This is a genomic window from Corynebacterium sp. HMSC30G07 (assembly GCF_001806945.1).
Lineage (GTDB): Bacteria > Actinomycetota > Actinomycetes > Mycobacteriales > Mycobacteriaceae > Corynebacterium > Corynebacterium riegelii.
Genome location: NZ_KV786473.1, coordinates 179,619 through 194,558, shown reverse-complemented (window position 1 = coordinate 194,558; position 14,940 = coordinate 179,619). Strand labels below are relative to the sequence as shown.

General features: G+C 62.4%; 16 protein-coding genes. 8 read left to right on the top strand and 8 right to left on the bottom strand.

Features of this window, described 5'->3' with window-relative positions:
• Positions 1-60: 60 nt before the first annotated feature.
• The 3 genes from HMPREF3104_RS09130 to HMPREF3104_RS09120 all read right to left on the bottom strand — a co-directional run bounded on the left by HMPREF3104_RS09130 (position 61) and on the right by HMPREF3104_RS09120 (position 3,124).
• On the bottom strand, positions 61-1,764 hold the full coding sequence (locus HMPREF3104_RS09130; RefSeq protein WP_070495668.1) for an ABC transporter family substrate-binding protein: 1,704 nt from the start codon (positions 1,762-1,764) through the stop codon (positions 61-63).
• Positions 1,765-1,894: 130 nt separating this feature from the next.
• The gene (locus tag HMPREF3104_RS09125; protein ID WP_070495295.1) at positions 1,895-2,431 is read right to left on the bottom strand and encodes a ribonuclease FAU-1 family protein; all 537 of its coding nucleotides are present in this window, start codon (positions 2,429-2,431) and stop codon (positions 1,895-1,897) included.
• Positions 2,432-2,434: 3 nt separating this feature from the next.
• Complete coding sequence (locus HMPREF3104_RS09120) at positions 2,435-3,124, bottom strand: Rv1157c family protein (RefSeq protein WP_070495293.1); 690 nt, start codon at positions 3,122-3,124, stop codon at positions 2,435-2,437.
• A 143-nt stretch (positions 3,125-3,267) separates the two neighbouring features.
• Here HMPREF3104_RS09120 and HMPREF3104_RS09115 point away from each other — a divergent pair, with 143 nt between their 5' ends.
• The 8 genes from HMPREF3104_RS09115 (at position 3,268) to HMPREF3104_RS09080 (ending at position 9,986) form a co-directional block, all read left to right on the top strand.
• The gene (locus tag HMPREF3104_RS09115; RefSeq protein WP_070495291.1) at positions 3,268-3,621 is read left to right on the top strand and encodes a hypothetical protein; all 354 of its coding nucleotides are present in this window, start codon (positions 3,268-3,270) and stop codon (positions 3,619-3,621) included.
• A 90-nt stretch (positions 3,622-3,711) separates the two neighbouring features.
• Positions 3,712-5,628, top strand: coding sequence for a translational GTPase TypA (gene typA, locus HMPREF3104_RS09110; RefSeq protein ID WP_070495289.1), 1,917 nt, complete (start codon positions 3,712-3,714; stop codon positions 5,626-5,628).
• Positions 5,628-6,500 carry an N-acetyl-1-D-myo-inositol-2-amino-2-deoxy-alpha-D-glucopyranoside deacetylase gene (gene mshB, locus HMPREF3104_RS09105; RefSeq protein WP_070495287.1) on the top strand — a complete coding sequence of 291 codons (873 nt, stop codon included), beginning with the start codon at positions 5,628-5,630 and terminating at the stop codon, positions 6,498-6,500. Before typA ends, mshB begins: the two co-directional genes overlap by 1 nt.
• Complete coding sequence (locus HMPREF3104_RS09100) at positions 6,488-6,811, top strand: hypothetical protein (protein WP_070495285.1); 324 nt, start codon at positions 6,488-6,490, stop codon at positions 6,809-6,811. Before mshB ends, HMPREF3104_RS09100 begins: the two co-directional genes overlap by 13 nt.
• 13 nt (positions 6,812-6,824) lie before the next feature.
• Positions 6,825-7,148: a ferredoxin gene (fdxA, locus tag HMPREF3104_RS09095; protein WP_052204818.1), complete on the top strand. Its 324-nt coding sequence runs from the start codon at positions 6,825-6,827 to the stop codon at positions 7,146-7,148.
• 5 nt (positions 7,149-7,153) lie between these two features.
• Positions 7,154-8,245: a succinyldiaminopimelate transaminase gene (gene dapC, locus HMPREF3104_RS09090; RefSeq protein WP_070495283.1), complete on the top strand. Its 1,092-nt coding sequence runs from the start codon at positions 7,154-7,156 to the stop codon at positions 8,243-8,245.
• Between the two features lie 3 nt (positions 8,246-8,248).
• On the top strand, positions 8,249-8,776 hold the full coding sequence (locus HMPREF3104_RS09085) for a GtrA family protein (protein WP_070495281.1): 528 nt from the start codon (positions 8,249-8,251) through the stop codon (positions 8,774-8,776).
• A gap of 124 nt (positions 8,777-8,900) precedes the next feature.
• Positions 8,901-9,986 carry an HNH endonuclease signature motif containing protein gene (locus HMPREF3104_RS09080; protein ID WP_070495279.1) on the top strand — a complete coding sequence of 362 codons (1,086 nt, stop codon included), beginning with the start codon at positions 8,901-8,903 and terminating at the stop codon, positions 9,984-9,986.
• A gap of 40 nt (positions 9,987-10,026) precedes the next feature.
• Here the strand turns inward: HMPREF3104_RS09080 and HMPREF3104_RS09075 are convergent, their stop codons facing one another.
• The 5 genes from HMPREF3104_RS09075 to HMPREF3104_RS09055 all read right to left on the bottom strand — a co-directional run.
• Positions 10,027-10,575: a GNAT family N-acetyltransferase gene (locus HMPREF3104_RS09075; protein WP_070495277.1), complete on the bottom strand. Its 549-nt coding sequence runs from the start codon at positions 10,573-10,575 to the stop codon at positions 10,027-10,029.
• Positions 10,565-11,494: a 2,3,4,5-tetrahydropyridine-2,6-dicarboxylate N-succinyltransferase gene (dapD, locus tag HMPREF3104_RS09070; RefSeq protein ID WP_052204808.1), complete on the bottom strand. Its 930-nt coding sequence runs from the start codon at positions 11,492-11,494 to the stop codon at positions 10,565-10,567. The genes HMPREF3104_RS09075 and dapD overlap by 11 nt, the downstream gene beginning before the upstream one ends.
• A 10-nt stretch (positions 11,495-11,504) precedes the next feature.
• Entirely contained in the window at positions 11,505-12,899 is a 1,395-nt protein-coding gene (locus HMPREF3104_RS09065) for an amino acid permease (protein ID WP_070495275.1), read from the bottom strand.
• On the bottom strand, positions 12,896-14,254 hold the full coding sequence (locus HMPREF3104_RS09060) for an amino acid permease (protein ID WP_070495274.1): 1,359 nt from the start codon (positions 14,252-14,254) through the stop codon (positions 12,896-12,898). The genes HMPREF3104_RS09065 and HMPREF3104_RS09060 overlap by 4 nt, the downstream gene beginning before the upstream one ends.
• Positions 14,255-14,269: 15 nt before the next feature.
• A partial coding sequence (locus tag HMPREF3104_RS09055; RefSeq protein ID WP_246816403.1) for a DapH/DapD/GlmU-related protein occupies positions 14,270-14,940 on the bottom strand: 671 nt, incomplete at its 5' end.

Below are 14,940 nucleotides of genomic sequence, written 5' to 3'. Positions count from 1 at the left end.
GCGCGAAGCCACAAGGGCTTCGGCGGATTTACGCGACGTGATCAACGGTTACCGGGTCTCTTACTTCGCCCAGCCGACGTTCTCGATCGGCAGCACTGCGAAGGACATGGCACCCAGGTTAGCCAGGCCCGGCTTGGTAGCAACCATCTCAGGGCCGTTAGCGTACGGCATGATACCGAACTCGCCGAAGGCTTCCTTCTCAAGCTCGTTAGCGCGCTTGATCTGCTCGTCAGCGTCCTCGATCTTCTGCAGCTCCTCGATCTTGGCATCCAGCTCAGCGGAGCCGGTGCCAGACTTGTTCAGCTCAGAGTCAGAGGCGTAGAGCTGGCCGAAGTAGGCAACACCGAACGGGTCGGAGGAGGAAAAGCCCGACATGAACAGGTCAAAGTCCTTCTCGGAGGTCACCTTGGAGAAGTCGGAGCTCGGGCGCTCCTCAACTTGGACGTCGATGCCAACAGCGCGCAGCATGGACTGAATTGCAGAGGTGGTGGCCTGAACCATAGGGGAGTCACCCAGGGTGACGTAGCGCACGGACAGCGGGTTGGACTCAGAGTAGCCAGCCTCCTCGAGGAGCTTCTTTGCCTTCTCCTGGTCGTACTGGACCACAGAGCCGAAGTTATCCTCGTAGCCAGGCTGGTTCTGGAACAGGGTGAAGGAGCCCGGGAGGTCCTCCGTGTAGTCCAGGCCGTTGAAGCGGATTGCGGCAAGCTGGGAACGGTCAATTGCCGTCATGATTGCCTCGCGGACCTTCGGATCATCCAGGCCAGGAGCCTCGGAGTTGATGGTCAGCAGGAAGTTGGACGGACGCAGGGAGACGCGGATATCAGCCTGGTCGCCCATCTGACGTGCGGTCTCCAGACGGTCACGGGAACCAACGCCGGTCAGGTCGATCTCACCTGCGCGGAAAGCGTTGATGGAAGCCTGGTCCTCCATTGCACGGTAGGAGATGCGCTCCAGCTTGGCCGGCTCGCCCCACCACAGCTCATTACGCACGAAGGAAACCTCACCGGTTTCAAAGTTGACGTTCTCAACCTTGAACGGGCCTGCGCCCCACTCCGGGTGGAGCTGCTTGAGGTAGGCGTTCATGAAGGTGTCAGCGGAGTCAACCTGCGGCGGAACGAGGCTGCCGAAGAGGCCCTCCCACCACGGGTATGCCTGCTTGTAGGTGACAACTGCCTGCTTGTCGGTCTCGCCACGGGTGACAGACTCGATCAGCTCGTAGCCATCGGTGGAGTTGACCTGGACATCCGGGTTGGAGCCGTTGTTGAACTTCCAGGTGTTCTCAAACGACTTCCAGTCGATCGGGGTGCCGTCGTTGTAGTTGGCCTCATCCACGATGGTGTAGGTGACCACGGTCTTGCCGTCCACAACCTCGTCCTTCACCTCGCTGAGGTAGGCCGGGTTCGGGTGGTAGGTACCGTCACCGTCGAAAAGGGTGAGCTGCGGGTTGTACTTGTCCCAAACGTTGCGCGTGTAACGGTTCATATTTGCGTGGAAAACGTTCTGCTGCTCAGCCATCTCGGTGATGGCCATGGTCAGCTCACCGCCGTCCTGGATCTGGTCGCGCTCCAGCGGGTTGTAGTCACCAGCTGCCTTGATTTCCAGGCCGCCCGTGGACTCGCCAGTGGACTCTGCAGCCTGGCTGGACTCAGCAGCGGTGGTGCCGGTGCTGGTGGACTCTGCGCCATCACCTGCACATGCGGTGAGAGCCAGGGAAATGGTGGACAGGCCGGCGATTGCGGCGATGCGAATGCGGTTCTTCATGTGACCGGTCATCCTTTCGGCAGGAAACAAAACTAAAATCCACAGAAACAGTGGGTTTCATTAACGTTAATGAAAAAAGTGATGTGTCACACCATTTTCGGCGTATTAATTTTCACCAAAGGGCTTTTTGCTAGCCGACGGGGGTGAGTTCCACCTCATCCGCCCACGTCAGTTCGATGCCGAGGGTGCGCAGCCATTCCATCGGATCATCGCTGTGACGGGTGATGCCCTCGACGGCATTCAAGGTGAAGTCAATGGCTTTCTCGGCTTCCTCAGCAGTGATTAGCCCTGCGGAGGTAGCGGCGGCAAGCTCATCGATGTCCAGAACGTCGATAGGGGTGCCGGTGTTAGAGACTAAGTCAACGTAGAGGTCACGCGTTGTCCATACGTCGCCGTCAACGTCAATGTCCGCAACGTCGAAGTAATACTCCTGCTCTTCTTCTACACCCTCGCGGAAGTGAAAGATGTTGGCTCTCAGGCCGAGCTTTGGAAGCAGCCAGCTTTCGAGGTAGCCAAAGCGGGGGTGGTTGGCCCCGCGTGCCATGTAGAGGCCAAAGTCAGTCACCCGAAACGTGTCTACCTCACGGAGGAATCCCTTGGGGTCCACGTTGGTCTTGGAGACCGTGTCAAAGGTTTCCTGCTTGACAGGGTGTAGGTCAACGCTCATCTCTTACCTCACAGAAAAACTTGCGGCGGTGGGGGCGAAGTTGCACACCCTGTCTTGGGTGCGCACGCCTCCGTCTACAACTGCGAGTACGCGCCCAGGGCCCGTCTTGGCGGTTGCGGACAGGGTCGCCGGTCCTGATGGGTTTATCAGATTGTTATCTAATGGCGTTACGCCCGTGCGGAAATTGTTGAGATTGATCCAGTACACCTTCATCAAACCTTGCTCGGGCGCGGCGGCCGGTGTGCCAAGCGCGGTGAAAACAAACGTGGCCTCCCCAGCGTTAGCCCCAGGTGCCGGGGTGGTGGACGGACCTGGGACGACGAGCGCAGAGGCTGTGGAGTGCAGGCCGGGCCCGATGCAGTGGGATGACACCGTTGGCCAGTAGAACTGGGTGAACGGGGGAGCGTTCTCAGGCAGTGGTGGGCCTCCGAGTTCGGCGCCGCCGGCGTAGAACGTGATCGCCGTACGCAAGGCGTTGGCTACCTCGGCAGGTACGAACGGTTTGTCTGCAAAGTCATGGACGCGCTTGACTACCTGGGGGGTAGGTCGGCCTAGCTCATCTAGCAGGCCGAATGTGCCAGAAGATGTTTGGGCGTTGGCCGCTGGAGTGAAAACGCTAGCGCTGGCAAGCAAAGACGCGGCAAGTGCCGCGCATGCGGAAGCGCGAATTGTTTTGGGCAGGGAAAACGTCACTTGAGACACAATAGTCACTTCTGTAACAACGTCAAGGCGAAATCGAAAGAAACTGCCAGCCTCGGGCCAGTTTTGACCTCTACCGTCTGTGGTGTTCCGGATCACAAAAGATCAAGCCGATAAAGCGAAAGGACTGAAGATCCATGACTGATCCCCAGAACGCAACCCAGAACGAGACCGTCACGTTCAACACCAACCTCACGCTGGCGGAGATTGAAAACCGTCTCTCCGGTCTGGAGAACTTCGATGTCAAGGAGAAGTCCGAGGACGAGCTTGTTGTCAACGTTGGCAACGCGCTGAAGTACCGCTTCCTCGGGGTGTACCTGACTCAGGACTTCCAAGCACCCATTACTATCGACGCCTCCGATAACGGCGACGGCACCGTAACCGTAGAACTGCACCGCCGTGGTCAAGCTGGCACCGTGATCAGCACAAGCAAGAACGACCAGTTTTTCGCCTCCAGCTTCCAAGAGCTCCAAACCGCACTGAGCGGGTAAAAGAAGCGGCTCAAGCGAACGTGCGATTCGGGGGTTGGAGGGGTAGTGTTTAGACGTTCATACCGCCTATATATAAGGAGCAGCGGTTAAGTGTCGCACCCTGAATTTCGAAATGTAGCCATTGTCGCCCACGTTGACCACGGCAAGACCACCCTGGTTAACGCAATGCTGGAGCAGTCCGGCGTATTCGGTGACCATGGTGAACACGGCGACCGCGTGATGGACTCCGGTGAGCTCGAATCCGAGCGCGGCATCACAATTTTGGCCAAGAACACCGCCATCCGTCGCGCAGGCGCCGGCAAGGACGGCCGCGACCTGGTGATCAACGTGATTGATACCCCGGGCCACGCCGACTTTGGCGGCGAGGTTGAGCGCGGCCTGTCCATGGTGGACGGTGTTGTGCTGCTGGTAGACGCATCTGAGGGCCCGCTGCCGCAGACCCGCTTCGTGCTGGGCAAGGCGCTGGAATCCAAGAAGCCGGTCATCATCTGCGTGAACAAGACGGACCGCCCGGATGCTCGCATTGATGAGGTTGTGGAGGAAGCCCAGGACCTGTTGCTGGAACTGGGCGCTGGCCTGGAAGACCCGGAGGCAGCTGAGGCTGCGGAGAACCTGCTGGAGCTGCCGGTGCTCTACACCTCCGGCCGTGCGGGCCGTGCTTCCCAGGAGAACCCGGGCAACGGCAACCTGCCGGACAATGAGGACCTGCAGCCGCTGTTCGACGTTATTTATGACGTACTGCCGGAGCCGTCTGCCGACATCGACGCGCCGTTCCAGGCGCAGGTGACCAACTTGGACTCCTCCTCCTTCCTGGGCCGTATCGCGCTGATCCGCGTCTTCAAGGGCTCCGTAAAGAAGGGCCAGCAGGTTGCGTGGGTGCACTATGACGCGGAAGGCAACCAGCACGTGAAGAACGTGAAGGTTGCTGAGCTTCTGGTCACCGAAGGCCTGGACCGTGTTCCGGCCACCGATGATGTGGTTGCCGGCGACATTGCGGCAATCTCTGGCGTAGACGAGATCATGATCGGTGACACCCTGTGCGACCCGGAGCACGTTGAACCGCTTCCGCGCATCAAGGTGGATGACCCGGCGATTTCCATGACCATCGGCGTTAACACTTCCCCGATGGCAGGCCGCAACGGTGGCGACAAGCTCACCGCGCGCATGATCAAGGCACGCCTGGACCAGGAGCTGATCGGTAACGTCTCCATCAAGGTGCTGCCGACTGAGCGCCCGGACGCCTGGGAGGTCCAGGGCCGTGGTGAGATGGCGTTGACGGTGTTGATTGAGACGATGCGTCGTGAAGGCTTCGAGCTCACCGTGGGCAAGCCGCAGGTAGTGACCAAGGAGATCGACGGCAAGACCTACGAGCCGTACGACCACATGGTCATCGACGTGCCGAGTGAGCACCAGGGTGCCGTCACCCAGCTGCTGGCAAACCGCAAGGGCCAGATGACCGCAATGTCCAACACCGGTGCGGGTGATTGGGTGCGTATGGAGTTTGACGTGCCGTCGCGTGGCCTGATCGGCTTCCGCACCACCTTCCTCACCGAAACCCGTGGTGCTGGCATTGCCAACTCGTACTCCATCGAGCACCGCCCGTGGGCAGGCGAAATCAAGGGACGTCCGACAGGCTCCCTGGTGGCAGACCGCTCCGGCCAGGTCACCGCATACGCCCTGCAGCAGCTGGCGGACCGCGGCGACTTCTTCGTGGAGCCGGGTGCTGAGACCTACGAGGGCATGGTTGTTGGTGCGAACTCGCGTGATGAGGACATGGACATCAACATCACCAAGGAAAAGAAGCTGACCAACATGCGTGCAGCCAGCGCCGATACGACGGTGACGCTGCAGAAGGCCCGCACCCTTTCCCTGGATGAGGCCATCGAGTTCTGTGATGAGGACGAGTGCGTCGAGGTCGCGCCTGAGGCGATGCGCGTGCGCAAGATCATCCTGAACGCCACCGAGCGTGGCCGTGCACGTTCCCGCGCGAAGCAGCTGAATAAGTAATGCGGGATCTCGTCGGCTACCGGGCTGTATTCGTCCACGCTCATCCGGATGATGAGGCGATTACCACCGGCGGCACCATCGCCGATCTGGCTCGCCGTGGTGCGGACGTCACCGTGGTCACCTGCACCCTCGGCGAAGAGGGCGAAGTGATCGGGGAGACCTACCAGCATCTGGTTGCGGACGAGGCCGATCAGCTTGGCGGTTTCCGCATCGGTGAGCTCGCGGCGTCCCTGCGTGCGCTGGGCGCGCGCGGTGAGTTCCTCGGCGGCGCTGGACGTTTCCGTGATTCCGGCATGGCGGGTTCGCCGGCGCACCAGAACCCACGTGCGTTTGTCAACAACACCGATGTGGCGACTGACCTGCTGGTGTCGCTGTTTGAGCGCATCCGCCCGCACGCTGTGGTGACCTACGATGCCAATGGAGGCTACGGCCACCCGGACCACATCCAGGCCCACCGCATCACGCACGCCGCCGCAACTCGTGCCGGGGTGCCGCGCGTGCTGCACACCGTCCGCCTTGCGCATGAGACCAACGCTGCGTTGCCCGCCGCCGCCCCCGCCGGTTGGCGCCTGCCGCAGCCAGGGGAGCTCGATGGGGTAGATGAGGCCGATTTGAGCATTGTGCTTGACGACGCCACGTATGCCGCCAAAACCTCCTCCATGCAAGCTCACGCCACTCAGCTGTGGATCGCCAACGGCCTGGTCTCTGAAACCAACCCGCACGCAGTGCTCTGTGACGGCCCAGTGGTCTACTACGCCCTGAGCAACCTGATCGTGCAGCCGCTGCAGCGCGTGGAACACTACCAGCTCGGGGCGGGTGCGCCGCTGCCGGATGGCCCAGATGGTGCGGACGGGATCTTTTGCGGACTGTAGAACGCGGCGACTCCCGCGAATTTTCCCGCGGCGAAATTATTCAGGCCTACGTGTTCCTGAGTGTTTTCGCCGCGGTTTTCGCGTTTGTGGGGGCGACGTATCTGACGGATCTGTGGCTACCGCTTGCATGGGTGCTTATGCCGTTGGCAACGTTGGTGCTCACGCGTACGGCGGCGCTGTGGACGTCGCGACGCATCGTGTGGCTTGTTCCTTTGGGGGTGTGGTGCGTCGTGTGGATCTTCTTTGGCGGTGGTTGGGCGTTCGTCGCCGGTTTAGTCGGCGGCGTTTGGCCCCTCGCCAGGGCGAAGTGACATACTAGAGCGCATGACTTACGTGATTGCTCAGCCGTGCGTTGATGTCAAGGACCGCGGCTGCGTCGAGGAATGCCCGGTCGACTGCATCTACGAAGGCAAGCGCATGCTCTACATCCACCCGGATGAGTGCGTGGACTGCGGTGCGTGTGAGCCCGCCTGCCCGGTGGAGGCCATCTTCTACGAGGATGACACTCCGGATGAGTGGAGCGAGTACTACGACGCCAATGTTGGCTTCTTTGATGAGCTTGGTTCCCCGGGCGGCGCCGCGAAGACGGGCGCGCTTGATTTTGACCACCCGTTTGTGGCTGCCTTGCCGCCGCAGAACCAGGACTAGATTTTATGCGTACCCCTTTGGCCTCGGTGTTGCCCGATTTCCCCTGGGACACGATTGCGGACGTGAAGGCGAAAGCCGCGTCGCACCCGGACGGGCTGATTGACCTTTCCGTTGGCGGGCCGGTGGACCCAGTTGCGCCTGCGATCCAGCTTGCGCTGACGGAGCATGCTGCGATCCCTGGCTACCCGCAGACGGCGGGCACGCCGGAGTTGCGTCGCACGATCGTGGAGGCGCTTTCGCGCCGCTTCGGCATCACGGGCTTGGATGAGCAGTCGGTGCTGCCCACGATTGGCCTGAAGGAAGCGATCGCCTGGCTGCCCACATTGTTGGGCATGCGCGGCGAGACGGTCATTATCCCCGAGGTTGCGTACCCCACCTATGAGGTCGCCGCACTGATCGCGGGTTGCAAGGTGGTGCGCTCTGATTCGCCTATCGACGGCGCGTCCTTGGCCTTCATCAACTCCCCATCCAACCCGACGGGGTCGGTTATGGGCGTTGACCAGCTGAAGTCCTGGGTGGAGTTCAGCCGCGACACCGGTGCAATTGTGGCCTCTGATGAGTGCTACCTCTACCTCGGCTGGTCCGCTGAGGCGGTGTCCATCCTGCATCCGAGCGTGACTGGCGGGGACAACACGGGTCTTCTGGCGTTGCATTCGTTGTCGAAGACGTCGAATATGGCGTCGTATCGCGCGGGCACCATTTCCGGCGACCGTGCGCTGGTCCAGGAGCTGCTGGAGGCGCGCAAGCACGCGGGTCTCATGGTGCCAGGGCCGATCCAGGCGGCGATGGTCGCCGCGTTTGCGGACGACACGCACGAGGAGCTGCAGCGCACCACGTACGCCGCGCGTCGCGCCGTGCTGCTGAAGGGCTTGGTTGCCGCGGGCTTCGAGGTTGATAACTCTGAGGCAGGTTTGTACCTGTGGGCGAGGAAGGACGGCTTGAGCTCGCGCGAGGCGCTCGCGTGGCTGGCTGAGCGTGGCATCCTTGCCGCCCCGGGTGATTTCTACGGCCCGGCCGGCGCTAACCACGTGCGCGTGGCCATGACCACCACGGATGCCCACGCCGCCGAAGCCGCGCAGCGCCTAGGTGCGCGTTAGGGAATGCCCCCGCAACGGTTTGCGGCTGGTGTCACACAGTTTCTGAAGTTCGGCATCGTCGGCGGGTCCGGCGTGCTGGTCAACTTGGCCGCGTTTTATGTGTTCAAGAAGCTGTTGGACTCCGGCTTTGGCGTCCACGAGTCTGAGGTGTTTTTCAACCTCCTCGGCACGCGTTTCAACGTGCGCTGGTACCACGTGTTGTCCACGGTGGCGTTCGTGGTGGCAAACACGTGGAACTATCAGTTGAACCGTTCCTGGACGTTCCGTGGGGTTGGTGGGCGATCCTGGTTGCGTGGGTATGTGCCGTTTCTTGCCACGGGTGTGGTGGCGCTTGTTGTGTCGCTGACGGTGATGACGTTTTTGATGAACCCGCTCTCGCCGATCGCACTGCCGGCAGAGGTGTTTGATGACTCCACGGGGCTTCGCACCAAGAGCTACTGGGCGCAAGCGATTTCGACGTTTGTGGCCATGCCTGTCAATTTCGTGATTAACAAATTCTGGGCATTCGGCAAGCCAAAAGCCGTTTCTTAAACCTGCAGGTCAAACGATTTCGCTTTTTGCTTACCGACGCCCCGCCTGTGGATAACTTCAACTTATCCACAGGCCCAAGCGCCAAAGCTTGTGCGTGATTTGGGCGGGCAGTAGCTTGTGGCCCATGGAATTTGGGGACTTTCTTTTATCGGGGGTGGACACCCTGGCTGGCTTTGACCGTGACGCGGCGTTGGCGGCGTGCATTGCTCCGTCTCGGGTGCGTGAATGGCAGGCCGTCCACGGCGTCTATTACGGGCCGACGCGCTTTACACGCAGGCAGGCGCAGGCCCGCGAGATGGCGGGAGGGGCGAGCCTGGACAAGCTTGTGCTTATAGAGCGCAAACTGCGCCGCGTTACCGACGACGGCGAGCGCTGGCGCCTGCGCGAGGAACTGCTGCGCTTCACTGGGCGCTATGACGCCCTTTCGCGCCACGCCGATACCCTCATTGACACCCCGAAGCCGCCGCCGCAGAAGCAGCTGCGCTTTAGCCGTTCGAAGTCGGGTATGCGGACGATGACGTTGACGTATGCCGAGCGCGACATTGCGGATGTGGAGCACGCGCTGCGCCAGGTCATCGACCACGAGCGTCCCGCCGCAGCCCAGCTCGCGGACGCATTCGTGGGCCTTTTGCGTAACGACGCCCACGACAACCCACCCAGCGCCCCCACCCGCATCCCGCACGCCGCACCCCGCCCGATGATCCTCATCCCGCTTCCGGAGTGGACCCGCCTGAGCGCCGCCACCGCGGCTGCCGCTGACGCCGCAGAGGTGACCCTGCACCTGACCGACGGCACCTCCATGACCGGTGCCGAGTTCCTGGCCAAGCACTACGGTGCGGAGCTTGAGGTGGCGCTGTTCCACCCGCGCGAGGGGGCGGTGAACCTGTATCGCACGCAGCGTTTCGCCAACGCGAAGCAGCGCGACTTGGCGGGGTTGTTGATGCCGGTGTGTCCGGCGCCGGACTGCCGTCACGGCGCTGATGCCTGCGAGATGCACCACGTGCAGTCCTGGGCGCGCGGCGGGATGACGAATATGGATAATCTTTCGCCGCTGTGTCGCTATCACAACGGCGTGAATGATGATGACCCCGCGCACCACTACCGAGGCCGAATAGAGGTGCGGGGTGGGACGCCGGTGTGGGTGTCGCCAAGCGGCAGACCCGTACCGGCACGAACACCGGGCGCGATGCAGCTGCTCTTCAGTGACTAGGCAGCGGCTGGTCATCGCCTAGTCACCGGCAGGTCACCGGCTAATCGCAGGAAAGGCGCGAGTACTGTGCCAGGTCGATGAATTCGCCGTGCAATAATTCGCCACCACGGATAACGCCTTCGAAGGTGTAGCCGGCCTGCTCGGCAACGTGCCGGGAGGCCGCGTTGTCGACCCCTGCCCGGATGACCAGGCGGTGGAACCCTTGGGCGAAGGCGTGTTCGCTGACCAAGCGGACCGCGCGCGTCATTGCGCCGCGTCCGCGCGCCCAGGGGGCAGCGTTGTAGCCGAAGTCGCCCGAGCGGTGTTGTTCGGAGTGCAGGCGTAGTTCGATGTTGCCGCAGAAGCGGGCGTCCATAACAAGCGCCCACCGCGCACACGAAGGTCCGGGACTGCCTAAGAATGCCGAAGCCATCTCTTCGGTGTAGGGGTGGGGGACTTGCGTCCAGCGCACCATGCGCGGGTCATTGCACGCGGCAATCAGATCGTCGCGTACACCCGCGATGGTGTCCACCTGCGACCACGGCAGCAACACCAAGTCGCCATCCACGAGTACCTCTTCGGGCAGAGGCCAGGTGAGCTTAGTTGGCATGCAGGATGTCATTGAGCTCAACGCCCTTGGCGGGTACGACCTCGATGGCGCCGGTGAGGGAGTTGCGGCGGAACAGCAGCCCGTCCTTGCCGGAGAGCTCCACAGCCTTGACGGTCTCGCCGTTGACCTGCACCTTGGAGGACGCGGTGACGTAGAGGCCGGCTTCTACGATGCAGTCGTTACCCAGGGAGATACCGACGCCGGCGTTGGCGCCGAGCAGGCAGCGCTGACCAAGCGAGATGACTTCCTTGCCGCCGCCGGACAGGGTGCCCATGATGGAGGCGCCGCCGCCGATGTCGGTGCCGTCTCCAACAACAACACCTGCGGAGATGCGGCCTTCAACCATGGAGGCGCCAAGCGTGCCAGCGTTGAAGTTAACAAAGCCTTCGTGCATGACGGTGGTGCCTTCGGCTAGGTGTGCGCCAAGCCGGATGCGGTCCGCGTCTCCAATACGTACGCCAGACGGCACGACGTAGTCCACCATGCGTGGGAACTTGTCCACGGAGAACACCACAACCGGCCCCTTGGCGGCTAGGCGTGCGCGGGTCATCTGGAAGTCGGCCACGGCACACGGGCCGTAGTTGGTCCACACCACGTTTGCCAACAGGCCAAACACGCCGTCCATGTTGGCGCCGTGCGGCTTGATCAGGCGGTGGGAGAGCAGGTGGAGGCGCAGGTAGACGTCGTAGGCGTCGATCGCTGGCTGGTCCAGGTCAGCAATTTGCGTATCGACGACCACGCGAGCCACCCCTCGCGCCTCATCCGGCCCCACCAAGTCAGCGAAGCGGGGGTCTTCCTTTTCAACTCGGGTGGTGCCGGTCTCGCCGGTGCCTTCGAGTTTCGGGGCGGGGTACCAAACGTCTAGAACAGTGCCGTCGTGCGTAACAGTTGCCAAACCACGGGCGGATGCAGAAGTCATGACAGACACCTTAGCCCTTCCTGGAGCCCTTGCTGGATTTTGTCAGGAACGACAGACCGATGAGGACGGCGGAAAGGATGGTGACGGAGATGATTTGGGTGCGTGATGAGGCGTCGAAAAGCATGAGCACCGTAAGCCCCACAAGGGCGGCGAGGGTGACCCAGGGGACCCAGGATGCGCCGCGCACACGCACGGTGGTGGCGCGGATTTGGGGGTGCAGCTTGATGTAGCTGAGTGTGATCATGGTCCAGGTGACAATCAGGCAGCCGCCGGTTGCGGCCATGAGGAAGTCGATCATCCCTGGCGGGTTCCACCACTGCAGGCCGACGGCGACGAATGCGAAGAACACGCTGATCAGCACCGCGTTGGTGGGGACGGCGTTGGCGTTGGTTTTGGCGGTCCAGCGTGGGGCGTCGCCTTCGAGGGCGAGCTGGTAGATCAGGCGGGAGGTGCCGTAGAGCTGAGCGTTGAAGGCGGACAGCAGCGCGAGCACGATCACGGCCTCCATGAGCCCTGCGGCGCCCGGGATGTTCGCCATTTCGAGCACTTGGGTGAAGGGGGAGTCGGCGGCGGAGTTGGCGCCGTCGATTTGGGCGTATGGCAGAAGCAGCACGATGACGGCAATGGAGCCGAGGTAGAACAGTGCGATGCGCCAGATGATGGTGTTAACGGCAGTTTTGACGTTTTGTGCCGGGTTTTCGGATTCTGCGGCGGCGATGGTGACCACTTCGATACCGCCGAACGCGAACGCCACGGCGAGCAGGCCGGCGGCGATGCCGGTGACGCCGTGCGGGGCGAATCCGGATTCACGCACGTTGTCGAAGCCGACGAAGCCGCTGGCTGGCAACAGGCCTAGCCAGAGGGCTGCGCCAATGACAATGAAGCCGACGATCACCGCGACTTTGATCATGGCGAACCAGTACTCAAACTCGCCAAACCCGCGCACCTGGGCGAGGTTGACGGCGGTGAGGAACGCAACCACCACAAGGGCCGGTACCCACTGCGGGACGTTGAACCAGCCGGCCATCATGGCGGATGCGCCAGTGATTTCGGCACCGCACGCCATGATGAGCAGGAACCAATACAGCCAGCCGAGGAGGAAGCCTGCCCAGTGTCCGAAGGCTTGTCGGCCGTAGGTGGAAAATGAGCCGGAGGAGGGGCGGGCGGCGGCCATTTCACCAAGCATGCGCATCACGGCGATGACGATGGCGCCGGCGATGATGTAGGCGATGATGATGGCGGGGCCGGCGGCGCGGATGCCTACGCCGACGCCTAAAAACAGGCCGGCGCCGACTGCGGTGCCCAGGCCCATGAGGGTGAGGTGGCGTGATTTGAGGCCGGTGCCAAGATCGCCGTCGGCAGTGGTGGTGGCGGTGTTGGTGGCGGCGGAGGACGGTGTGGTCATCGTGGGGTCTTTCGGGTCCAGATTGCGCCGGCGAGGCAGATGACGCCGACGACAACGGTGACAGCCAGTACTTGGAAGCGGCCGTCGGGGTTGGTGAGCATGAGCAGGACGAGGCCTGCGATAAGGGCGATGGCGGTCCAGGGCAGCCAGCTGGGCGCCCACATGCGGACGTGGGTGATTTCACCTCGCGCTACCAGCTGCGGGTGGAGGCGCAGGAAGGAAAACGCGATGGAGAACCAGATGACGATCAGGCAGCCGCCGACGGCGTTGAGCAGGAACGCCAACAGTCCTGGCGGGTTCCAGTACTGCAGGCCGACGGCGACGAGGCCGAAGAAGACGGACACCAAAACGGCCCTAACGGGCACCCCGCGGGGGTCGGTTTGGGCGAAGGACGCTGGGGCGTCGCCACGCACGGCGAGCGAGTGGAGGAAGCGCGAGGAGCCGTAGACCTGGGTGTTGCAGGCGCTGAGCAGGGCGACGGCGATGACGGCTTCCATAATCCCCACGGCACCTGGGATGTTGGCTAGGCGCAGTACGGCGGTAAACGGCGATTCGGAGGCGTCGTTCGCGCCGCCGATTTGGTCAAACGGCAGAAGCAGCACGATCAGCAGCACGGAGCCGATGTAGAACACGGAGATGCGCCAGATGATGGTCTTGATGGCCGAGTGCACGGCCACTTCGGGGTCTTCGGATTCAGCCGCGGCGATGGTGACAAGTTCGATGCCGCCGAAGGCAAACGCAACGGCCAGCAGCGCGGTGGCAACGCCGCCGAAGCCGTTGGGCATGAAGCCAACGTCACGGATCTGGCTTAAGCCCACGAAGGATGTGCCTGGCAACAACCCCAGCCACAGCGCCACGCCAAGCGCGAGGAATGCGACGATGACCAGCACTTTGATCAGGGCGAACCAGAACTCGAACTCGCCGTAGTTTTTCACCGCGGCGAAGTTGATCAGCGTAAACACCACGATGGCGATGAGTGCTGGGATCCAGGGGGAGATGGCGAACCAGGAGGCGATGATCGCGGACGCGCCGGTGATTTCTACCGCCATGATCATGACCATCATGAACCAGTAGAGCCAGCCGATGGCAAAACCCGCCCAGCGGCCGAAGGCTTGCTCGGCGTAAGTGGAAAACGCGCCGGAGGAGGGGCGCGCGGCCACCATTTCGGCGAGCATCTGCATCACGCAGACGGTGATGAAGCCTGCGATGATGTAGGCCAGAAGCACTGCCGGTCCTGCGGCGGCGATGCCTACGCCGGTGCCCAAGAACAGTCCGGCGCCGATGGCGGAGCCGAGGCCCATCATGGTGAGGTGTCGTGTTTGGAGTCCTCGCCCTAGCGAGGTGTTGTCTGACATGTGGATGACGTTACGCTACGGCCTTTGGCGCAATACCGGGGAGTTCGAAAATGGTTCGTTGCTGATGACAATGTTGGATTCGCCGCTGATGTCGCGGGCGTGGACTTGGTGGCCCACGCGGGCGTCGAAAAGCGTGGTGCTCGGCTCTAGCACGACGCCGAGGCCGAGCTCACAGTTGTCTCCAAGGTCCACGCCGATGAGCCCGGAGGAGTGGCGCAGGCGGCAGTTGCGGCCGATGGTCAGCGGTTTGCGGTTGCGGCGCACCCCCTCGTCGGCGGCGACGAGGGCGTTGAGCGAGACTTTGCTGCCTTCGCCGACGGTCACGGAAGAAGACAAGCGGCCTTCCACGCGCGCCGGGCCGATGGTGCCGGCGTTGTATGACACGTAGCCTTCGCGGATGACTTGGGTGCCGGGGGCAAGGTGGGCGCCGAGGCGGACGCGTTCGGCTTCGGCGATAGCAACGCCGGTGGGTACCACGTAGTCCACCATGCGCGGCAGTTGCTCGATGCTTAAGACTTGGATTTGGCCGCGCGAGCGCAGGTTGGTGCGGATGTATTCGAAGTTGTCCGCAAGGCAGGGGCCTTTGTTGGTCCAGACCACTTCGGCGAGGTGTTCGAGGCAGTCAAACATGTTGATTTGCATGGGTTGGACAAGGCGGTGGGAGAGCAGGTGGAGGCGCAGGTAGA

Bases quoted from the DNA above. Each gene is read 5' to 3' on its own strand.
- HMPREF3104_RS09130 (WP_070495668.1), bottom strand. From the start codon at position 1,764: ATGAAGAACCGCATTCGCATCGCCGCAATCGCCGGCCTGTCCACCATT.
- HMPREF3104_RS09065 (WP_070495275.1), bottom strand. From the start codon at position 12,899: ATGACCACACCGTCCTCCGCCGCCACCAACACCGCCACCACCACTGCC.
- HMPREF3104_RS09060 (WP_070495274.1), bottom strand. From the start codon at position 14,254: ATGTCAGACAACACCTCGCTAGGGCGAGGACTCCAAACACGACACCTC.
- HMPREF3104_RS09115 (WP_070495291.1), top strand. From the start codon at position 3,268: ATGACTGATCCCCAGAACGCAACCCAGAACGAGACCGTCACGTTCAAC.
- HMPREF3104_RS09085 (WP_070495281.1), top strand. From the start codon at position 8,249: ATGCCCCCGCAACGGTTTGCGGCTGGTGTCACACAGTTTCTGAAGTTC.
- HMPREF3104_RS09075 (WP_070495277.1), bottom strand. From the start codon at position 10,575: ATGCCAACTAAGCTCACCTGGCCTCTGCCCGAAGAGGTACTCGTGGAT.
- HMPREF3104_RS09125 (WP_070495295.1), bottom strand. From the start codon at position 2,431: ATGAGCGTTGACCTACACCCTGTCAAGCAGGAAACCTTTGACACGGTC.
- HMPREF3104_RS09080 (WP_070495279.1), top strand. From the start codon at position 8,901: ATGGAATTTGGGGACTTTCTTTTATCGGGGGTGGACACCCTGGCTGGC.
- dapD (WP_052204808.1), bottom strand. From the start codon at position 11,494: ATGACTTCTGCATCCGCCCGTGGTTTGGCAACTGTTACGCACGACGGC.
- dapC (WP_070495283.1), top strand. From the start codon at position 7,154: ATGCGTACCCCTTTGGCCTCGGTGTTGCCCGATTTCCCCTGGGACACG.
- mshB (WP_070495287.1), top strand. From the start codon at position 5,628: ATGCGGGATCTCGTCGGCTACCGGGCTGTATTCGTCCACGCTCATCCG.
- fdxA (WP_052204818.1), top strand. From the start codon at position 6,825: ATGACTTACGTGATTGCTCAGCCGTGCGTTGATGTCAAGGACCGCGGC.